Origin of the sequence: Paenibacillus periandrae (assembly GCF_022458865.1) — a bacterium.
Lineage (GTDB): Bacteria > Bacillota > Bacilli > Paenibacillales > NBRC-103111 > Paenibacillus_S > Paenibacillus_S periandrae.
This window is the reverse complement of sequence record NZ_JAJNMU010000002.1, coordinates 85080-102833: the sequence shown is the minus strand read 5'-3', so window position 1 is coordinate 102833 and position 17754 is coordinate 85080. Positions and strand designations below refer to the sequence as shown.

The window sequence follows — 17754 nt, the reverse complement described above, 5'->3', positions numbered from 1 at the left end:
TCATTTTCGGTTCAGGTTTATGCCATTGTTCATGCTTACGCGATAACAAACCATTTTAGGAGGGCTAATCCATATGAAAAAACAAACTTCCCTGGTACTCGTTCTTATTCTTTCCCTGGTATTGCTAATCAGTGCTTGTTCCAGTTCTGCTCCGGCAGCTAACGGAACAGCGGATGTGGGTAACGCAAAAGGTCTTTTGGCTGATATCAAGAAACGAGGTACGATCGTCATCGCAACAAGCGGCAACAACGCACCGACTATTTTTCCAAATGAAAAGAATGAGCTGGTAGGTATTGACGCCGATTGGGCAAAAATTATTGCGGACCATCTCGGTGTGAAAATTGAATGGAAACGGATGGATTTTAGTGGAATCATTCCTGGCTTGATGACAGGTAACTTCGACATTGGTTTGTCCGGTATCGGTGTAACGGAAGAAAGACTAAAAACACTGGATTTCTCCGAGCATGTTGCGTATGACGAGGTTGTTGCCGTATATAACAAGAAAACAACGGGAATCAACAGTCCGGAAGATATTAAAGGACGTATTACGGGTGTTGTAACGGGTTCCTCCAACGGTGATGCTCCAGCACGTAAAATCGGTGGATATAAAGAATTGAAGACCTATCCGGGGCAAGCTGAAGCCTTCCACGATTTGCAAAACGGCCGCATTGAGGTCATGGTTACCGGTAAAATGCTGGCTGGACATTGGATAAAAACAGAAGGCAAGGATTACATGGTATCTCCTAAAGGGATGGAAGGTCGTAAACTGGCAGTAGCCATGAAGCAAGGCGAGCCTGATCTGAAAAATGCTATCAATGAAGCGATTCTTACCGCTAAAAAGCAGGGGAAATATGAAGAAATCGCCCAAAAATGGTTAGGCTCTACATTCTCTCAATAATGATATATTGGCCAGCGCTCAAAATCAGTTGAAGGAGTTGATTACTATGATCAAGTGGGACGTTATTGTCACGTATTTTCCAGCTCTTTTGGAGGGCGCTTTGATTACTCTGGAAGTTTCCTTGCTGACTATGGTCATAGCTACCATTGCGGGCACATTTTTGGCGCTCATGCGCATTTCCAGTAACCGAGCTATGCGAACCATCTCTACAGTCTATATGTGGATCATGAGGGGAACCCCCCTGCTGCTTGTATTGTTTTTCGTCTATTATGCCTTTCCAAGCTGGGGTATTCGCTTACCGGCGTTCGCAGCTGCGATCTTGGCCATGTCGATGAATTCTGCAGCGTATAAGGGCGAAATTATACGTTCCGGCATACAGGCTATTCCGCGTGGTCAGATCGAATCGGCTATGGCTATCGGGATGAGCTATGGACAAACGATGAGACGTATCATTCTTCCGCAAGCGGTCAGAATTATCATTCCGCCATACATTAACAATTCCATTTTGCTAATCAAAAACTCGGCATTAGTTTCCTCCATCACGGTAACGGATTTAATGCTGAACAGCCAACAAATATACAGCGCAACCTACCGTCCTGTTGAGATACTGGGTACAGCCGGCGTACTTTACTTAACGATGACCAGTTTACTCATGTGGTTTCAGATGTGGGCCGAGAAGAAGCTGTCCTATTATAACCGCTAATGGATTTTGAAGCAGAGGAGCTGTTAACATGAAACCGATTCTACAAATTCAAGGGCTGCGTAAATCGTATGGTAATCATGAGGTATTAAAAGGTGTTGATTTGTCGGTTAATAAAGGAGAAGTGATTGCTGTTATCGGGCCGAGCGGCACAGGGAAGAGCACTATGCTTCGGTGTATTAATTTCTTGGAGGAGCCGACGGCGGGTTCGATCTGGCTTGGCGATGAGAAGGTGGAAAGCCTGCCATCCAAGGCGAAGGCAAGAACGTATCACCCGCAAATAACGAAGCTGCGGACTCGGGTAGGTATGGTTTTTCAACAATTTAATCTCTGGCCGCACAAAAGCGTTCTGGAAAATATAATTGAAGGTCCGATGCTGCTTAAAAATGTAGCTAAAGAAGAAGCGGTTAAGAAAGCCAAATACCTGCTCGAATTGGTCAAAATGGTCGATAAGGCAGACAAATATCCGGCGAGCCTTTCCGGAGGCCAGCAGCAGCGTGTAGCTATTGCCAGAGCGCTGGCTATGGAGCCGGAAGTGATGCTCTTTGATGAGGTGACCTCCGCACTTGATCCCCAGCTGGTTGGGGAAGTGTTGGACGTAATGACCAATCTGGCCCAGGCGGGCATGACGATGCTTGTTGTGACTCATGAGATGAAGTTTGCCGAGAATGTATCCAGCCGGGTACTGTTCATGGACGGCGGCGTTATTGCCGAGCAGGGCACGCCACAGCAGGTGTTTCGAAATACGGAGCACGAAAGAACACGGAAATTCCTGTCTTCCGTCCTGTAAGAATAGACGGTTGATTCCAGTAATCCTATATGAAGCAGGGGGATTATTATGATTATTGTTACTGGCGGCGGCGGATTTGTGGGCAGTCATATCGTAGAGTGTCTGGCTCATCGTGGTGAAGAAGTGCTGGCCGTAGATCTGCATGAGCCTGCCCAACCCGTTAAGTCGCTTTGGGGGCCTTATGGTCGGCGTATTCAATTTGAGCAGGTGGATATAACGGATAAAGAATCGTTGACTGCGCTATTTTCGCGCAATCCTGCGATGGGTGTAGTCCACGCGGCAACGATTACCCCTACTTCTGAGCGTGAAAGAGAGGAACCGGAGCGTATCTTGCACATTGGCGTCGTGGGAAGCTCGCTCGTTGTAAACACAGCTGCCAGACATGGCGTCAAAAGATTTATTTATCTGAGCTCAGCGTCCATATATGAACCCATACCAGACCCGAACTGCGTTCTGGGCGAGATGGATCGGCTGCAGCAAACAGGATTGTACCCATTAACGAAGGTAGCAGGTGAATGGATTACGCGTTATTTGTCCGAAAGCTCCGGAATGGAGGCTGCGTCTGTGCGGATTGCAGCCTGCTATGGTCCACTGGAACGAAATACTGGCGCGAGGACTTCCATGTCTCATGTATGGAAAGCTGTCAAGATAGCCAAGGATCGAAAGCCGCTTCTTGTAGGCTCACCTGACTATACACTAGATTTCACCTATGTCAAGGACATTGCTGAAGGTATTGTTGAACTGCTGCTCACCTCGAATTTGGAGCATGATGTTTACAATATCTCCGGTGGGAGCGGCTATACGTTGATGGAATTAGCGGAAGCTGTAGCGGGGACGATACCCGGTACGGAAATACGGGTTACGGAAGCGCGATCCGACGATGTCTTATTTGCCAAGGAAGGCAGCCGCACAGGTCGTTTGGATATTACAAGGCTCATCAGGGATACAACGTTCGTGCCTGTTTATAATCTTAATTCTGGCTTGGCTGATTATGTAAGATGGCTTGAGACGCATGAATTTTAGTGGAAGCTGTCTGGCTGTACAGCTTGCCCGAGGCTAACGGATGCAGAAAATGGAGTGATGGAGCATCATGAGAGTTAAAGGAAAGATTGTTCTTGTCACAGGAGCCGGTTCGGGAATTGGTCGAGCGATAGCGTTATTGTTTGCAGCGGAGGGTGCATCCGTAGTCGCATCGGATATAACAGAGAATGCGGTTCAGACCGTTGAACAAATTAGGACCCAAGGCGGACAAGCAGCTGTCGTCATTGGTGATGTTGGCGATCAGGCCGCATGTAACCGAATGGTGAATACGGCACAAGAGTCGTTCGGAGGTTTGAATGCCGTTATTCATGCGGCGGCGATTTCGCGGAAGGGTACGGTAACCACGATGAAGGAGGAAGATTGGCGGGATGTTGTTAACGTCAATCTGAACTCTGCATTTTACTTAAGCAAGGCTGCCGTGCCGCTGCTCTCCCGAGGTGGTGGAGCGATCGTATTCATTGCCAGCCAGCTGGGACTAGTCGGCACCAAAGATTCGATCGCCTACTCGGCTGCTAAAGGTGCCGTGGTGAATATGGCGAGATCGATGGCTTTGGATCATGCGTCAGATGGAATACGTGTCAACAGCCTTTGCCCGGGGCCGGTTGACACGCCATTTCTCCATGCCTCGTTTCAGAGGCAGGCCGATCCGGAAAGAGCCCGAGCATTGGCGCTCGAAAAAATTCCTTTGGCTCGTTTCGGTACGCCGATAGAAATAGCGAATGCAGCTTTGTTTCTTGCTTCAGATGAGGCTTCTTTTATTACAGGCGCGACTCTGGCTGCAGACGGCGGTTACACGGCATGGTAGCAAGTGGGCATAGCATAATTTCAAACCAATCATTAATAAAGGAGACAGATCATATGGATTTAAATCTGCAGGGTAAAGTAGCTTTGATTATCGCTTCCAGTCAAGGTCTGGGCAAGGGGATAGCTGCCGAATTGGTTAAGGAAGGCGCTAACGTGATGCTGACAGGTCGAAATCAGGACAAGCTTCGAGAGGCCAAAGCCGAGCTTGAACAGCTCGGTACTGGACAAGTCGCGTACCAACCGGTTGATATTACGAACCCTGATAATATACAACGACTCGTACAAGTGACCCGCGATACGTTTGGAACCATTGATATTCTCGTTAATAACGCAGGCGGCCCCCCGGCAGGAACGTTTGAACAGTTCTCGGATGAGCAATGGCAGGCTGCTTTTGAGCTCAATCTATTAAGCTACATCCGGGTAATTCGTGAAGTGCTGCCTGATCTGAAAAAACAAGGTGGACGTATTATCAATTTGGCTTCTTCCTCCATTAAAGTGCCTATTCCCGGATTACTTCTATCAAATACGTTCCGCGCCGGAATCGTAGGGCTGACTAAAACATTAGCTGAGGAGCTGGCACCTTACAACATACTTGTTAATACGGTTGCCCCTGGTCGTATTGCAACTGACAGAGTTGCCTTTCTGGATGATGTCAAAGCCCAAAAGACCGGTAAGACGCGTGAGCAGGTAGAGGAAATGTCCAAACAATCCATCCCGCTCGGTCGTTATGGAACTGTGGAGGAATTTGCTAAGGTAGTCACCTTCCTGGTATCGGATGCGAGCTCTTACATCACGGGAAGCTCCATTCTAATTGACGGCGGAATGATTAAATCTATTTAAGAGGAAGAGGTGTATGTCGTGAGCAGCATTCGCAACATTTATTGTGTTGGCAGAAACTATGTTTTGCATGCCAAGGAATTAAATAATGAGGTGCCTGCCTCTCCCTTTGTTTTCTCCAAGCCTACACATGCGCTGGTAGAAGCGGACGGCAGCTTAATTGTTCTGCCTGGCGATCGTGGTTCCGTTCATTATGAGACCGAGCTTGTTATTCGTATTGGAAGACCCTATGAAAAAGGAATTACGGTTGATGAACTGGTGGATGGGTTAGCTGTAGGCATTGATTTTACTTTACGTGACGTTCAGAACGAAATGAAGAAAAAAAGCTACCCTTGGTTATTGGCCAAAGGTTTCCCGAATTCCGCACTCGTGAGCAAGTTTATTGCTTTTCCAGGAGTTGAAGCATGCAAGGCTAAGGATTTTGCCCTTGTCAAAAATGGTGTAGAAGCTCAGCTTGGCAATATCAAACAGATGCTGTTTGATTTACAGATCATCATTGATTTCTGCGCGCTTCATTTTGGCTTAGGGGAGGGCGATATTATTTATACAGGAACACCTGAAGGTGTAGGACCGGTTATCGATGGCGACCATATGAGCTTATGCTGGGATGGTCAAATGGTTGGGGAATGTACTGTCCAGCTGTCATGATATTTATGAGCTTGAATGAATTACTATCCGGTTTGCCTGCCTTAACCAGGTAAGGATCAAGGCTTGCTCCAAAATATGAAAAGGACCTGACGGTAAGCTGGCCGCCAGGTCCTTTTTGAGCTTTATTTGGCTTTTCTAAATAGGCAGCTTTACTTGCGCTTAAGTGTTAGCCATATAACGCCGGCGATCACAGCAAGTATGCCAAGAAAAGCAATGATGAATACCGCACCATTCAATTCGTATTGATCACGACCCGTCAGAAAGTCACGCACCTGATTGGATTTAGGTTTGGCGTTTGCCTTGAGTGGAACCGGTTCTTCAGCAAATTCATGAACTTTATTCAAACTGTCGATAACGACAAATTTACCAGTTATTTTGACGTTTTCAACAGGACTTGTTAGTACATCACTTATCGAGCTTACCCGATCTGCGGAAGTTGCAGCCATGAGCAATAAGGTTTTGTTCTCATTCAGTGGAGAGCGAGACAATTGGATAACCGCTGAGCGGCTCTGTAAATTAGTTAATAATTCTACATTTTTGGCGAGTGAAGTTACTTGGTCATCTTTAAATTGCACCGAGCTGTCAGCAAATCCGTTCATGAAATCAGGAAGCTCTTTGCCTGTACCGATATACAGGATGTTACGATCCCTGAGCAGATCCTTGAGCCCTGCCGCGGATACTTTCGCCATAGTTAATTCGGTATTGTCCTGTGCACTTCTACCGATTAATCCAACAGCAGTCATGGCTATATTCAGCTCTTTCGTGCTGATTTTGTCAGGAAAAAGGAAGGTGGTCTGGTTCCAACGGTTGTTCACTACAAAGGAGTAAGGTATCGATTGCAGATTGAAGTTTTTTCTTTCGACTGGCGTGTAGGTTAAGGAAGAAGCATTATCAATGACAGCCCAGCTTCCAATCAAATTCGGATCTACGCAAGCTTCCTGCTGTTTATTCTGCGTCAGGTTTGCAAATTGGAAAATAACTTCAATCTCAAGTCTCCGAGAGGCTCCAATAGTATTTTGGGTGAAATCAATTTCCAGTAAGCCTGAATCACTGGTTGCTTCACTGAGTCTATGACTATCAACAGTTATACCATTCAGCTTTACCGCTATGACGGAATTTCCGAGATCAATGGACTTGGAGTGCTTAAAAGCTAATGTAAGACGTGCGCCGTTCTCTATATCCGCATAGGTAGGAAGATTGTAATTAATTGTGGTGCTGGCTTGCTGCATGCCGCCAATGGAAAGATTGGAATAGCCGATTTTCTCCAATGTTACCGTATAAGGGCTGCCTTGTTTGAACGGATTTAAAACCTCCGTTTTTTTCAAAGAAGCAGGAATGGAGGTCGTTTGACCAAGCAGCTGAGCGAATAGCGATTCATTCGTTAATATGGATACTGCATTATTGAGTTCTTCCTCCTTGCCTGTTACAACCAATCCGCTTAATTCCGGATTCCACGGGGATTGCCCTACCCCAATAATGCCTTGTCCTTGAAGGGCGGGATCGGCTTGCTTGCGATAGGCGTCTTCAATGGCTTGGCCGCGTTCCTTCCAACGACCTGTCTGACCGATCCATATCGTGTTGTTCTCACGTAAAATCGTGTCGGTTAGATCGGATTCCGCATAGATCGGAATATTGATTCGGCTGGCCGATGCCTGGGCTGAAAAAAACTGTACCATACGAGCGGCTGCAGTGAACTCCACCTGCTGGATTTCATCGGGAACAACCAGGATGGATTGAAGCGGCTGTTGGCTGCCTTTTTCGAAGAAAGGACTTGGATACCAGCTCAGATCAGCATTCGCATAATTTTTCCCAACATTCAAGTGAATGCTGCTGTTTTTACTTACCGTCAGCCAGTTAGCAGGATTATTCGGGTCTGGACAGACATTATCGGAAATGACCATATGTGTGACAAGGGACAATTTGCGATAACCCGGATTTGTAAGGTAATTAGAGATATCCAAACGTAAGTGGGCTTTCTCTTTATTGGAATTGTCCAATAATACACTGCCTACAGGGGTATCGTCGATCAATAGGGTTAAGGTTGAGGATTTGGACAACAGCGTCGTAGCATGTCCGAATTCGATGTCCACGAATGAACCGGGAAGTACTTTTCTGCCTTTCCCAATCTCAAAGTATACGTCTTCACGGGCATTTTCGCCTTTAAGCGTACGGTCGTTCGAGAAAATCGGAAAATTTTCACTGTTTTTTGGAGTAGCACTGGTTGTAGTAGGGGCAATACCGGGTTCAATGGCCCAAATGGAAGGCAGGTTCACGGTGGAGAAAAGAACCACAAAAAATAGTATAAACACACTGGAACGTATTAAAGGTTTCATCGAAATGAGTCACTTCCTTAGGGAATTCTTTGACGGATAGGTTCGATCGCTGAGCCGCATCATTTAAGCTTCGCTAAATTTTAATTCCTGTTGAGCTTTCTCCAAAATTTCATAGCAGGTCATGCCATGTGGTGGACAATCTACCTTGCTATGTCTAAGTTTGGCGGTAACAGTGCCTTTGCCGCGAGGGCGGGTGAGCAGCATGGAGTTAAAATGGTCATCGAGCCATAGCTCGGCTATGCTGGAATTGGCTCTCTCTGTTCCTGACAGGAGCATTGCGAATTGGCCTTCCTCCAGGTATGCTTTAACCTCAACCTCAGGCATAATATCGTTAATGAGTTCGGCGACCTTATTCAGAAAAAGCTGAGTCTGCTCGTAACCATATTCTTTGAAAAACTCGTGGAACTGATTGATTTCAACGATCATAAGGGACAGCTTGCGCTTGTTGCGTACGCCTAAAAATATAGCTTCCTCAAACCGCTTCAAAAACAGATCATGATTAACAAAGTCCAAGGATTCTTCAATGACAAAAGGCTCATCGATATAGGACTCACTGTTCTTTCTATTGATGGCGAGCGGGCTTCTGCCTTTGTTTTTGGATTGCCCCACCCGTCTGTTAATTCCCCCAATGAGTGAAAAGAACGGAAAGCAAAGCAGCCAGATCAATTCGTTCCAGCTAACAGTGGCGATATGATTCCTCACGTACAATTGATAAACCACCGAACTTCCGTATACGGCAATAACAAAAAAAGTAAGCATTAAGGTGTGATCAGTTCTACGGAAATAGCCGACGACTCCCAACAATATAGCAACTATAAACCATAATGTGTTCGTTGGATAAACCTGGCTTGTCAGTATGAGATAAAGAGTTAGAAACCCAATTGAAAGCACTTGAAGTAAAATATTGGCATACATTCGGTCCTGCGATTTCATTTCTTCCATTCTCCCTCCAAATCATTGTTACGTGTTCAAAAAGCTGCTTAAAGTTTCGACATAATTATATTCCTCAAAGGTTATGAGTTTACCTTTTTTTCTAAGAAAAAACGAAATTTCAACAAATTATTTTACTAAGATAAACGAAAGTAGGGGGGACTGCAAACTAATTTTTAGTAAAGTTTATTAAGTTCGATTTGTCATAAACAACAAGAAGGCTACTGACTGGAGCAAGCTTCTGCCCAGGGTAGCCTGATGTGGAAAATGGATATACGAATTTAATTGTTCAGTGTAGCAACCAAGCTTCTTACCGGACCGTTTGGAGTTTCTATGACCTCATAAATTTTCAGAACGATCGGATTTTCCAACTGATCGGATGTCGAATCTGTGAAATAAATGAGCTGCTCGCCAGAGGTCAAACGGCCTTCGCCATTCAGGCTTTGCGTGTTGGATGCAATCCGTCTGCCGTCCTTGGTTTCCAATTCAATTAACAGCTTGTTGTAATTGCTATCGACCATCACGGACTCAAGTGTTTTTAAATCCATATTGATACGCAGCTTATAGCTGTACTTGTAGCTTAAGGTTGATGGGTTGGATAGGGCAATATTCGTTAACGCCCAATCGTGAATCGTAACCTCGTAAGGATACATATTAAGCTTTACATTATCCTTAACCGGTTTGTTGACTGTCAGGATCGATTGTGCAAAATTGATTTTGTACGGTGCTGCCGTTTTATTATCAATTAAACGCAGATTATATTGATCCACCGTACCGCCAACCGGAAGCACAAACGAGTAATTGACGAGATAATCTGTTCCAGGTACGACCAGACTGGTTGATGCATTGATTCGATTCCCGGCGTAGATAAAACCATTGCCCATCAGCTCCGCGGCAAACTGGGGAACTGGCAGCGGCTTGTCGCCTTTGTTGGAAAATCTCATTTTGATGATCCCGGTGCTGTAGCCCATTCCTTTATTTTCATAGATTTGAAAATCAGCAGCAGATATATTGATGTTAGGATTGACCACGTTGTTGATCGGATCGATTGGGATTTGTGAATTCAGTAAGTAGGCAGATGCTTTGGTGCTGTCTGATAGCAGTTGTTCGGCTGTAGGCGCGTCAAAGCTGAGACGACCTATATAATAGGTAAGGTTAGCCGAAGCGTCTGTCCGGTTTGGAATTTTAAACGTTTCAGGAGTAGATAGCGTAAAGCTGATCAGCTGCGCATCCAAATCTGTTGGAACTGTCCAGTAGATATACTTCTTTTCCCCGGGATCTATGGAGCTGACGGTTTGATCCGCTCTTGAACCTTTGTAATTCTGTGTGCTGGATTTCCCCTCGATAATAAAACCGGGAATAACCTCGGTTTGTTTGCCCGGATTTTGTACGAGCAGCTTGATCACCTGAACGGGGGTCTGATCTTTAAAATCTGTAGTCATGTTAATTGGCGTATAAGTTAAAGCTGAATCCAGTGAAGGAATCGTAAAGGTTTCTCCCCATTTTTTGATAAGTGCAGGGTCTGAAACTACGGATTGATCACCATACCAAACCAGATTGGAGATGGGCAGATCGAGCATAGTCGTTTCGACCTTCGGATAGACGTCTTTATTCACATCGACCCAGACGATACTTGTTGGCTTCAGATTATCAGGTAATTCGACCTGAGCCATATAGCTGAGTGTGATATTGGACATCGGAGGAACCGATATGGCATTGTCTGAGCTGCCGCGCAGCACATATCGTGCTCCATTGTCTGTCACGATCCGAATCTCGTAATCAGGGACTCTTACCGTATCGTTGGAAATATTATACATTTTGACAATTGTGCCGATACGCGTGCCAGTTAAGGTATGCTCACTCAGCAAACCATTGATCTTGACCTGAAGTGGTCCGGTCAGTGTGGAGGGATAACGTGTATCCACAGCTGCGGCTTGCGTCTCATCAGCCAATGCGGCGCAGTAAGGGAATGATAGAAGAAGTGATGATATCAAAACTACGGACAGAGCTTGCTTTCTGACTTTTTTCATTCAATAGCCTCCATTTACAATTCAAACTTATTTTCGCAGTTCAATTTTGTCTTTGTCCTTCAAATCCTGGGTACCAGACACGATGACTTGTTCGCCTTCCTTGATGCCGTCCGTAACTTCACGATTCGTATCAGCGACCCGACCCAAAGTAACCTTGCGTTTCTCCGCCTGATCGTTAGCTGCGACAAACACATAATTGTCGTTGCCTTCCTTGACGATGCTTGCGGTCGGGACTGTCACGACATCTTGAGTAGAGCCGCCGCCCAGCTGCAGCTTTACTCTCATTCCTGATTTCAGCTTTTGATCGGGGTTGGGTACGCTGAGCTCCAATACATAGGTTTTGCTTTGTGGACTCATGACGTCAGCCAAATAAGTAATTGTTCCTGTCATTGAGGCGTTGCTGCCTTGTGTAACGAAAGGAATCGATGTTTTGCCTTGAATATATTTCATGGAGCTTTCGGTAATGTCGGCGTGGACTTTAATCGGGTTCAATTGTTGGATAACACCCGCTACATAACCTGCTTGCACGGTGATACCCTGTTCAGGAAACAGGTCGGTCAATACGCCGCTGATCGGTGCTTTCACTTCAAAATCAGATAAGGTTTTGTCAATATCGCGGAGTGACAGCTCTGTTGATTGCTGCTGGATACGCAGTGTAGCGAGTGGATCGGTTGCATCCAGATTAGCCAGCTGCTTCTGGGCAGTATCCAGGTCAAGTCGGTTGGTCTTGATCTGGGTTTCGATTTTCTCCAGCTGAGCTTTGGTTGCCAGCCCCGCATCGTAGTCATTACGGGTGTTGTTATAGCTTTTTTCCTGATCAGCGATCAGGATTTCGAGCTTCTGCACAGTATTGGTAAGAACTCCGCGATTCGTAGAGATGTCTTCACGAGTTTTGTTAATTTGTGCTTGTAGATTTTGCAGTGTAAGATCGGTTTTTTCCTTGTTTCTGGCAGCATCCACAGAATCGAGTATGAGCACAACGTCGCCTTGATTCACGGTGTCACCGCGTTTTTTGAGAATTTCTTTAACATCGCCGCTTACCTTGCTCAGCATGTTGACCTGGGTAGAGGAGACTATATCCGCATCAAGCTCGGTTTTATCCTCCATCTTTTGTTTCGCAGCAGGTGCGGTTTTGACTGATTTGGCTTGACTGCTGCTGGCGTTTGTTGTTGAGCAGCCGACTGCAACTACTCCGCTTAATGCGAGGATAAGTCCGGTTTGAATCCATCGTTTCCACTGGACGGGATTATTGTTCATTTGAATAGATGCCCCTTTACAATAAAATCGGTAATAATAGCTAATTATTCGCCCATCACGTGCTGTTTGGGTGCGCCGCTTACTTTGGTATTTCTCAAAAATAAAGAAAGCACCGCAGCAATTATAGATAGTACAGCCGTAATAATAAATACATCATCCAAGCCCATGACAGTAGCCTGCAGCTGTACTTGACCGTTCAGATAGGCCAGTGCGCTTGAGCTTGCCTGTGTAGCCGATTGTCCCATGCCCATATACTGATTCTGCAGCTGTGAGAATTGAGTTGCGACGTTTGTAGAGAACATATTCAATTGATCGGAAAGATCGGCAATATGAAAAGTACGTCGATCCGAGTAGAGCAGTCCAAGCCAGGCGATGCCGAAGGACGAGCTGATCTGTCTGACGGTGTTGGACAACGCTGTTCCCTGACCCATCTTGTTCATCGGAATGGTGTTCATGCCAACGGTTTGAATCGGCATCATCATCAAGCCCATTCCCATTGCCCGAAACACGAGCCAGAAAATGAGAGTCGAAAATGCAGTTGTAATATCCAAAGCCGAGGTTAAATAGAGAGCCACTCCTGTGAGAAGCAGTCCGATGATTGCCAAGAGACGTGCGCCGAATTTATCAAAGAGAGCACCGGCTATCGGCATCATAATTCCCGACATCACGGCCTGAGGGAGCAGAATCAAACCTGTCTGTACGGCGGATAAGCCGGAGAGGGTTTGTAAAAATACCGGCAGCAGGAACAACACACCCATCATGATCAATGTCGAAATACTGGAAATGACAAGGGAAAGTGTGTATGTGCCGTTTTTTAACAAGCTTAAATCGAGTAATGGATAGTCGATCGTTAGTTCAATAGCGACAAAGATAAGGAGACAAACCAATCCTATCGCTATAAAAGCGATGACCTCGTGGTCCGTCCAGCCTTTCTCGGTTACCTTGCCAACTCCATATAACAGGGACGCTAATCCGATACTTGAGGTGAGAAAGCCCCAAAGATCGAATTTGCTTGCAACAGGAGACTTGAATTCCTTCAATACTGCCATTGCCAGGAAAAAATCGAGAATACCGATGGGCACATTAATGGTAAAAATAAGTCTCCAATCCAAATATTCAACGATGTAGCCGCTTAGGGTAGGGCCTGTAGCAGGCGCGAACATAACGGCAATACCGAATAACCCCATCGCCATTCCGCGTTTTTCTGCAGGAAACATCCGAAATATCATAGCCATGGAAATGGGCATCAGTGCACCACCGCCAGCTGCCTGGATAATGCGGAAGATGATCATGGAGCTGTTGCTCCAGGCAATTCCGCATAGGCCGGAGCCTATGGTGAATATAATCATAGCCAGCAGGAAGATGCGCTTATAGCCAAAGCGGTCACCCAGATAACCGGTCACTGGAACCAAAGCTCCGCTCACTAACGCATAAGCCGTGACAACCCATTCAATCTCGGATTGATTGACCCCAAAGACAGACATCATTTTGGGAATTGCGACATTCACGATACTCATATCGAGAATAGCCATAAAAACAGCGATAATGACCGCTAACATCGCAAGTCCGTATCCAGCACTCTTCTCTTCAGCTGGTTTCTCCGGAGCTTTATGTACTGCCGGTGCGTCCATGGATGAATCTTGTGTTGACACTCGGTTTCCTCCTTTCTTTGTGTTGCTCGTTTAACGGTTTATTTCTCAATTTTGACGGTTGCATTTAGTCCGGGCACCAATCGTTTGCCTTGGTAGCTGTCAATCGAAATTTTAACGGGAATCCGCTGAATGACCTTTGTAAAGTTACCGCTTGCGTTAGATGATGATAATAACGAAAAGGAAGAATTGGTTCCAAGACCAAGGCGCTCCACATGACCTGTGATAACGGCATCCGGATACGCGTCTACTTTAATCGTGACTTTATTGCCAATCTTGGCATCGGCGATTTCTGTTTCCTGCAGGTTGGCTGTGACATACAGCTTATCGAGATTCGCACTCATCGCAATTGCACTGGTGGGGGATACCATCTGATCTTTAACGCCATTAAATTGAATAATCGTGCCTTCCTCTACAGCAATGATCTCTTGTAAAATAGCAGGTGTATTGCCACGGGCAGGCGTTGTTTCAACCATCCCGAGGATGTCACCTTTTTTGAAGGAATCGCCTTCCTTGTAATTCCACTCAATCAGCTTGCCTGCTCCGGGTGTGCCGATCGCGCGTAAATCACCTGCAATTTTGGCATCCTCCGTATTGATATACTTGCTGGCCATCGCAAAATAGTAAGTACCGCCAGCTCCGCCTCCCAAAAGAATAATAGCTAAAACAGTTAAAATAATAATTTTTTTCTTCATAATATGGTTATAGCTCCTCTCTATTTATATTGGATCTTGGATATTCGTCAGCATTTTGCGGGCGATAGTAATAAACTGTTCACATTCCTCAGGCTCTACACTGCTGATCATGCTGCGGAGTACTTGTCTGCGTCGTTCCTTTTGTTCGTAGACCAGCACTCTGGCTTCAGGGGTTAGCTCTACCCAAACGACTCTACGATCAGTTTCATCGCGGGTCCGTGCGACATGTCCGTCACGAACCAATCGATTAATGGCCAAGGTTGTTGCGCTCGGAGATAAGTTGAGCTCGTCGGCGAGATTACTCACAGTGGCCCGTTTCTTATTATCCAAAGTGATGAGAAGCAAATACTGCTGCTTCGAAAAGGTGAGGGACCCCCATTTATTCGTTCGGTGCATACCCATTAATATTAACTCTTCCATTCGATCCAGCTGATGTTCCAAATCATCCATAAGGTTTAACCTCCTTTTCCAGTGAATGCAACTAATAAAGATTAGATTTACATGAAAGATATTTTATGCTAATTAGTTTTAAGTTAAAACTATATAACAAAAAATATCACAATTACCAATCTATCGTCAACACAAATATTTAGGCATATAGACCTGTGCTGAACAAAAGCTTGGGCAACTTCTCCATGCATGGTAAAATGAACATTACAACGACAATTATTTATAAGATAAAGGGGCATAAAGCTAATGACTGATCACCGCAACCTCTTGGAGCTGGAAGAGGCAGCGAGACAGCTGTTTCGTAAAATATCGGTTTCATGGTCCAAGTTTAATGAAAATGGGATGACGCCTGTTCAGGGCTTTTTGTTAGAGAGACTTGAAATTGAGGGGCCTCTTAAGGCATCTCAGATTGCTGATATGCTGTGCTATACACCCGGAGCTATCACTACCTTATCGGACAAGCTGATAGCTGCAGGTCTCGTCGAAAGGGAGAGGACCGATGAAGATCGTAGAGTCGTTTACTTAAGCATCACAGAAGCGGGGAGACAGATGCTGGGAACGATCAGATTGCAGCGCAGAGCAAATGTTGAAAACTTTTTTGGTGATTTGGCGGATGAGGACATTCAGCATTTGATTCGGATATTTAAAGAGGTTGTCTATAAGGATAAAGAGTAGAAGCCTATGGCGATGAACGTTTGTTTGAGATATTAAGGAGGCATACAACAACATGGAATTAGAGGAATGGTCATTGCCGGGGGATATGTTGATCTGGGACCGGACCGAGCAGACAGACCAAAGTGATGTACTGATCCCTTTTGCATTGGACGAGCTGTTGACTAGAAAAGTGGGAGCAGGTGGCACACCGATTGTTCATCTGTGGAGGCATCCACGAGCTTTTGTAATGGGATTGCGCGACAGTCGTTTGCCCTATGCCTTACAGGCGATGGAGTGGCTTGAAGAGCAGGGCTATTCGGTAATTGTCAGAAATTCCGGCGGCGCCGCGGTACCGCTTGATCTGGGTGTCATCAACATAACTCTGATTATGCCCAAGCGTCAGGGAAATATTGATTTTCGTCATGATTTTGAAACGATGTTTCGATTAATCAGTGAATCCCTGCAAAAAGTAACATCCGATGTATCAAAAGGCGAAATCATCGGCTCCTACTGCCCGGGCGATTACGATTTAAGTATACGGGGACGCAAATTTTGCGGAATTGCCCAGCGGCGCCAGGCGCATGCTATCGCAGTTCAAGCATTCGTTGTTGTACGCGGTATTGGCAACCATAAGGCCGAATTGGCCAAGCAATTCTACAATATAGCCACAGGTGAGATGGCAGTCGATGGTACGTGTGATACCGGAGGGCTCTGTTTTCCAAAAGTAACGAAAAACAGCATGGCCAGTCTGGAGGAATTAATCGGGTTAAAAGACGAGCAATCCTTCATTGATTCTATAAAAGAGTCGGTTAGAGCGCACAAACCTAAGACCGATAACCAAGCATCCCTGGATCTGCCTAATGAAACGGAAATAACCACAATGGTCGAAACCCTGCGAACCCGTTATGGATTAAAATAAGTAAGATTAAAATAAGTAAATAAACAAAAAACGGAGGCGATGTCCCGAATGGGACGATCCTCCCCGTTAATCTTGGTCTGTTTCCTTAGTCCTGCTCTCGAAGCCAAGCGTGTCCCGCAGGGACGAAAGCGCCCCGAGAACACAACAGTCTGCACACGTCGAACTCACCCAATCTAGCCTAAGCGTGTCCCGTCAGGGACGAAAAGCGCCCCGAGAACACATCAAGTCTGCACGCGATCCAGGGGAGTCCAGAGGGCCATGCCCTCTGGGGCCCTCCCTTCAAGGGAGGGTGGGGAGGGTGCCCCGCCCTTATAGGAACAGTTTCAACGCCTCGGGAAGCTCCTTTTGCCAAAAGCCCCATACATGCTTGCCAGGCTTTTCTATATAAGTAAGGTTGCAGCTTCTCGCATCGAGGAGCTGTTTGGTTTGTCGGTTTGCCTCCAGAAAATCGTAAGTGCCTCCCTGTGTAGCGATTTCCAGCTCATCGGTTCCAATGAGCATGTACAGCTTCAGCCAGGACAAATCGGTTTCTTGGGCAACTCGTTCTTGCGTTTGCTGCAAAAATGCACCGGATAAGGATAGGACATTGCAAAATAGGCTACGATAATTTAAGGCTAGATGCAAAGATACGGTTCCTCCCAAAGAGTCCCCTGCAATAATACGATCCTTGGCGATGCTGCCTACGGGGAAACGGCTTTCAACAAAAGGCAGCAGCTCCTGTGAGAAAAAATGCGTATAGGCTTCAAAACGTGCTTCCCCTGGAGCGTACTCTGAGGTTCTCGTCGCGATGTCGACATCGACACCAACGATGATAGCAGGCTGTACACCCTCATCATAAATCAGATGGTTCATGAGTGTGGCGATACGTCCAAAATTAAAAAATTGCTCACCATCCTGACAATATATGACGGGATATGTGTTTAGCTCCTGATAACCAGGGGGTAAGAGGATTCGAACGGGTCTTTCTTGACCCAATGAGGTAGAGGGAACCTGTTCCTTTACAATCGTTCGTTTATAATAAATGGCTTCGTCCATAGGGGTTTCCTCCTGTTGTATTAGTATAGTTTTGTGGATTTTATTAATCTGTACTATATATTTTTGAAAACTGTTATATAGGAT

At 45.8% G+C, this 17754-nt stretch carries 17 protein-coding genes; 9 read left to right on the top strand and 8 right to left on the bottom strand.

Annotated elements, in window-relative coordinates:
- The first annotated feature begins 73 nt into the window (after positions 1–73).
- The 7 genes from LRL21_RS03035 (at position 74) to LRL21_RS03005 (ending at position 5718) form a co-directional block, all read left to right on the top strand.
- Positions 74–898, top strand: a complete 825-nt coding sequence (locus LRL21_RS03035) for a substrate-binding periplasmic protein (RefSeq protein ID WP_240414291.1) — start codon at positions 74–76, stop codon at positions 896–898.
- Positions 899–944: 46 nt separating this feature from the next.
- A complete protein-coding gene (locus LRL21_RS03030; protein WP_240414290.1) occupies positions 945–1601 on the top strand; it encodes an amino acid ABC transporter permease in 657 nt (218 codons plus the stop codon).
- Between the two features lie 37 nt (positions 1602–1638).
- A complete protein-coding gene (locus LRL21_RS03025) occupies positions 1639–2388 on the top strand; it encodes an amino acid ABC transporter ATP-binding protein (RefSeq protein ID WP_240414639.1) in 750 nt (249 codons plus the stop codon).
- 48 nt (positions 2389–2436) lie between these two features.
- On the top strand, positions 2437–3411 hold the full coding sequence (locus LRL21_RS03020) for an NAD-dependent epimerase/dehydratase family protein (protein ID WP_240414289.1): 975 nt from the start codon (positions 2437–2439) through the stop codon (positions 3409–3411).
- Between the two features lie 67 nt (positions 3412–3478).
- Positions 3479–4234 (top strand): SDR family NAD(P)-dependent oxidoreductase, encoded by a 756-nt coding sequence (locus tag LRL21_RS03015; RefSeq protein WP_240414288.1) that lies wholly within the window; start codon positions 3479–3481, stop codon positions 4232–4234.
- Between the two features lie 53 nt (positions 4235–4287).
- On the top strand, positions 4288–5073 hold the full coding sequence (locus LRL21_RS03010; protein WP_240414287.1) for an SDR family oxidoreductase: 786 nt from the start codon (positions 4288–4290) through the stop codon (positions 5071–5073).
- An 18-nt stretch (positions 5074–5091) separates the two neighbouring features.
- A complete protein-coding gene (locus LRL21_RS03005; RefSeq protein WP_240414286.1) occupies positions 5092–5718 on the top strand; it encodes a fumarylacetoacetate hydrolase family protein in 627 nt (208 codons plus the stop codon).
- Positions 5719–5867: 149 nt separating this feature from the next.
- On the opposite strand, the gene LRL21_RS03000 is transcribed toward LRL21_RS03005, so the two are convergent.
- From LRL21_RS03000 to LRL21_RS02970, 7 genes are all read right to left on the bottom strand, one after another.
- Positions 5868–8051 carry a cellulose biosynthesis cyclic di-GMP-binding regulatory protein BcsB gene (locus LRL21_RS03000; protein WP_240414285.1) on the bottom strand — a complete coding sequence of 728 codons (2184 nt, stop codon included), beginning with the start codon at positions 8049–8051 and terminating at the stop codon, positions 5868–5870.
- Between the two features lie 63 nt (positions 8052–8114).
- A complete protein-coding gene (locus LRL21_RS02995) occupies positions 8115–8984 on the bottom strand; it encodes a diguanylate cyclase domain-containing protein (protein ID WP_240414284.1) in 870 nt (289 codons plus the stop codon).
- 278 nt (positions 8985–9262) lie between these two features.
- Positions 9263–11011, bottom strand: a complete 1749-nt coding sequence (locus LRL21_RS02990; RefSeq protein ID WP_240414283.1) for a hypothetical protein — start codon at positions 11009–11011, stop codon at positions 9263–9265.
- 27 nt (positions 11012–11038) lie between these two features.
- Positions 11039–12268: an efflux RND transporter periplasmic adaptor subunit gene (locus LRL21_RS02985; protein WP_240414282.1), complete on the bottom strand. Its 1230-nt coding sequence runs from the start codon at positions 12266–12268 to the stop codon at positions 11039–11041.
- A 44-nt stretch (positions 12269–12312) separates the two neighbouring features.
- A complete protein-coding gene (locus LRL21_RS02980; RefSeq protein ID WP_240414281.1) occupies positions 12313–13920 on the bottom strand; it encodes a DHA2 family efflux MFS transporter permease subunit in 1608 nt (535 codons plus the stop codon).
- Between the two features lie 38 nt (positions 13921–13958).
- Complete coding sequence (locus LRL21_RS02975; protein WP_240414280.1) at positions 13959–14612, bottom strand: HlyD family secretion protein; 654 nt, start codon at positions 14610–14612, stop codon at positions 13959–13961.
- A 24-nt stretch (positions 14613–14636) separates the two neighbouring features.
- Positions 14637–15062, bottom strand: a complete 426-nt coding sequence (locus LRL21_RS02970) for a MarR family winged helix-turn-helix transcriptional regulator (protein ID WP_240414279.1) — start codon at positions 15060–15062, stop codon at positions 14637–14639.
- A 246-nt stretch (positions 15063–15308) separates the two neighbouring features.
- On the opposite strand from LRL21_RS02970, the gene LRL21_RS02965 reads away from it, so the two are divergent.
- Positions 15309–15737 (top strand): MarR family winged helix-turn-helix transcriptional regulator, encoded by a 429-nt coding sequence (locus LRL21_RS02965; protein WP_240414278.1) that lies wholly within the window; start codon positions 15309–15311, stop codon positions 15735–15737.
- A gap of 52 nt (positions 15738–15789) precedes the next feature.
- The gene (locus tag LRL21_RS02960; RefSeq protein WP_240414277.1) at positions 15790–16635 is read left to right on the top strand and encodes a lipoate--protein ligase family protein; all 846 of its coding nucleotides are present in this window, start codon (positions 15790–15792) and stop codon (positions 16633–16635) included.
- 309 nt (positions 16636–16944) lie between these two features.
- Here the strand turns inward: LRL21_RS02960 and LRL21_RS02955 are convergent, their stop codons facing one another.
- Positions 16945–17670, bottom strand: coding sequence for an alpha/beta hydrolase (locus tag LRL21_RS02955; protein WP_240414276.1), 726 nt, complete (start codon positions 17668–17670; stop codon positions 16945–16947).
- Between the last annotated feature and the right edge of the window lie 84 nt (positions 17671–17754).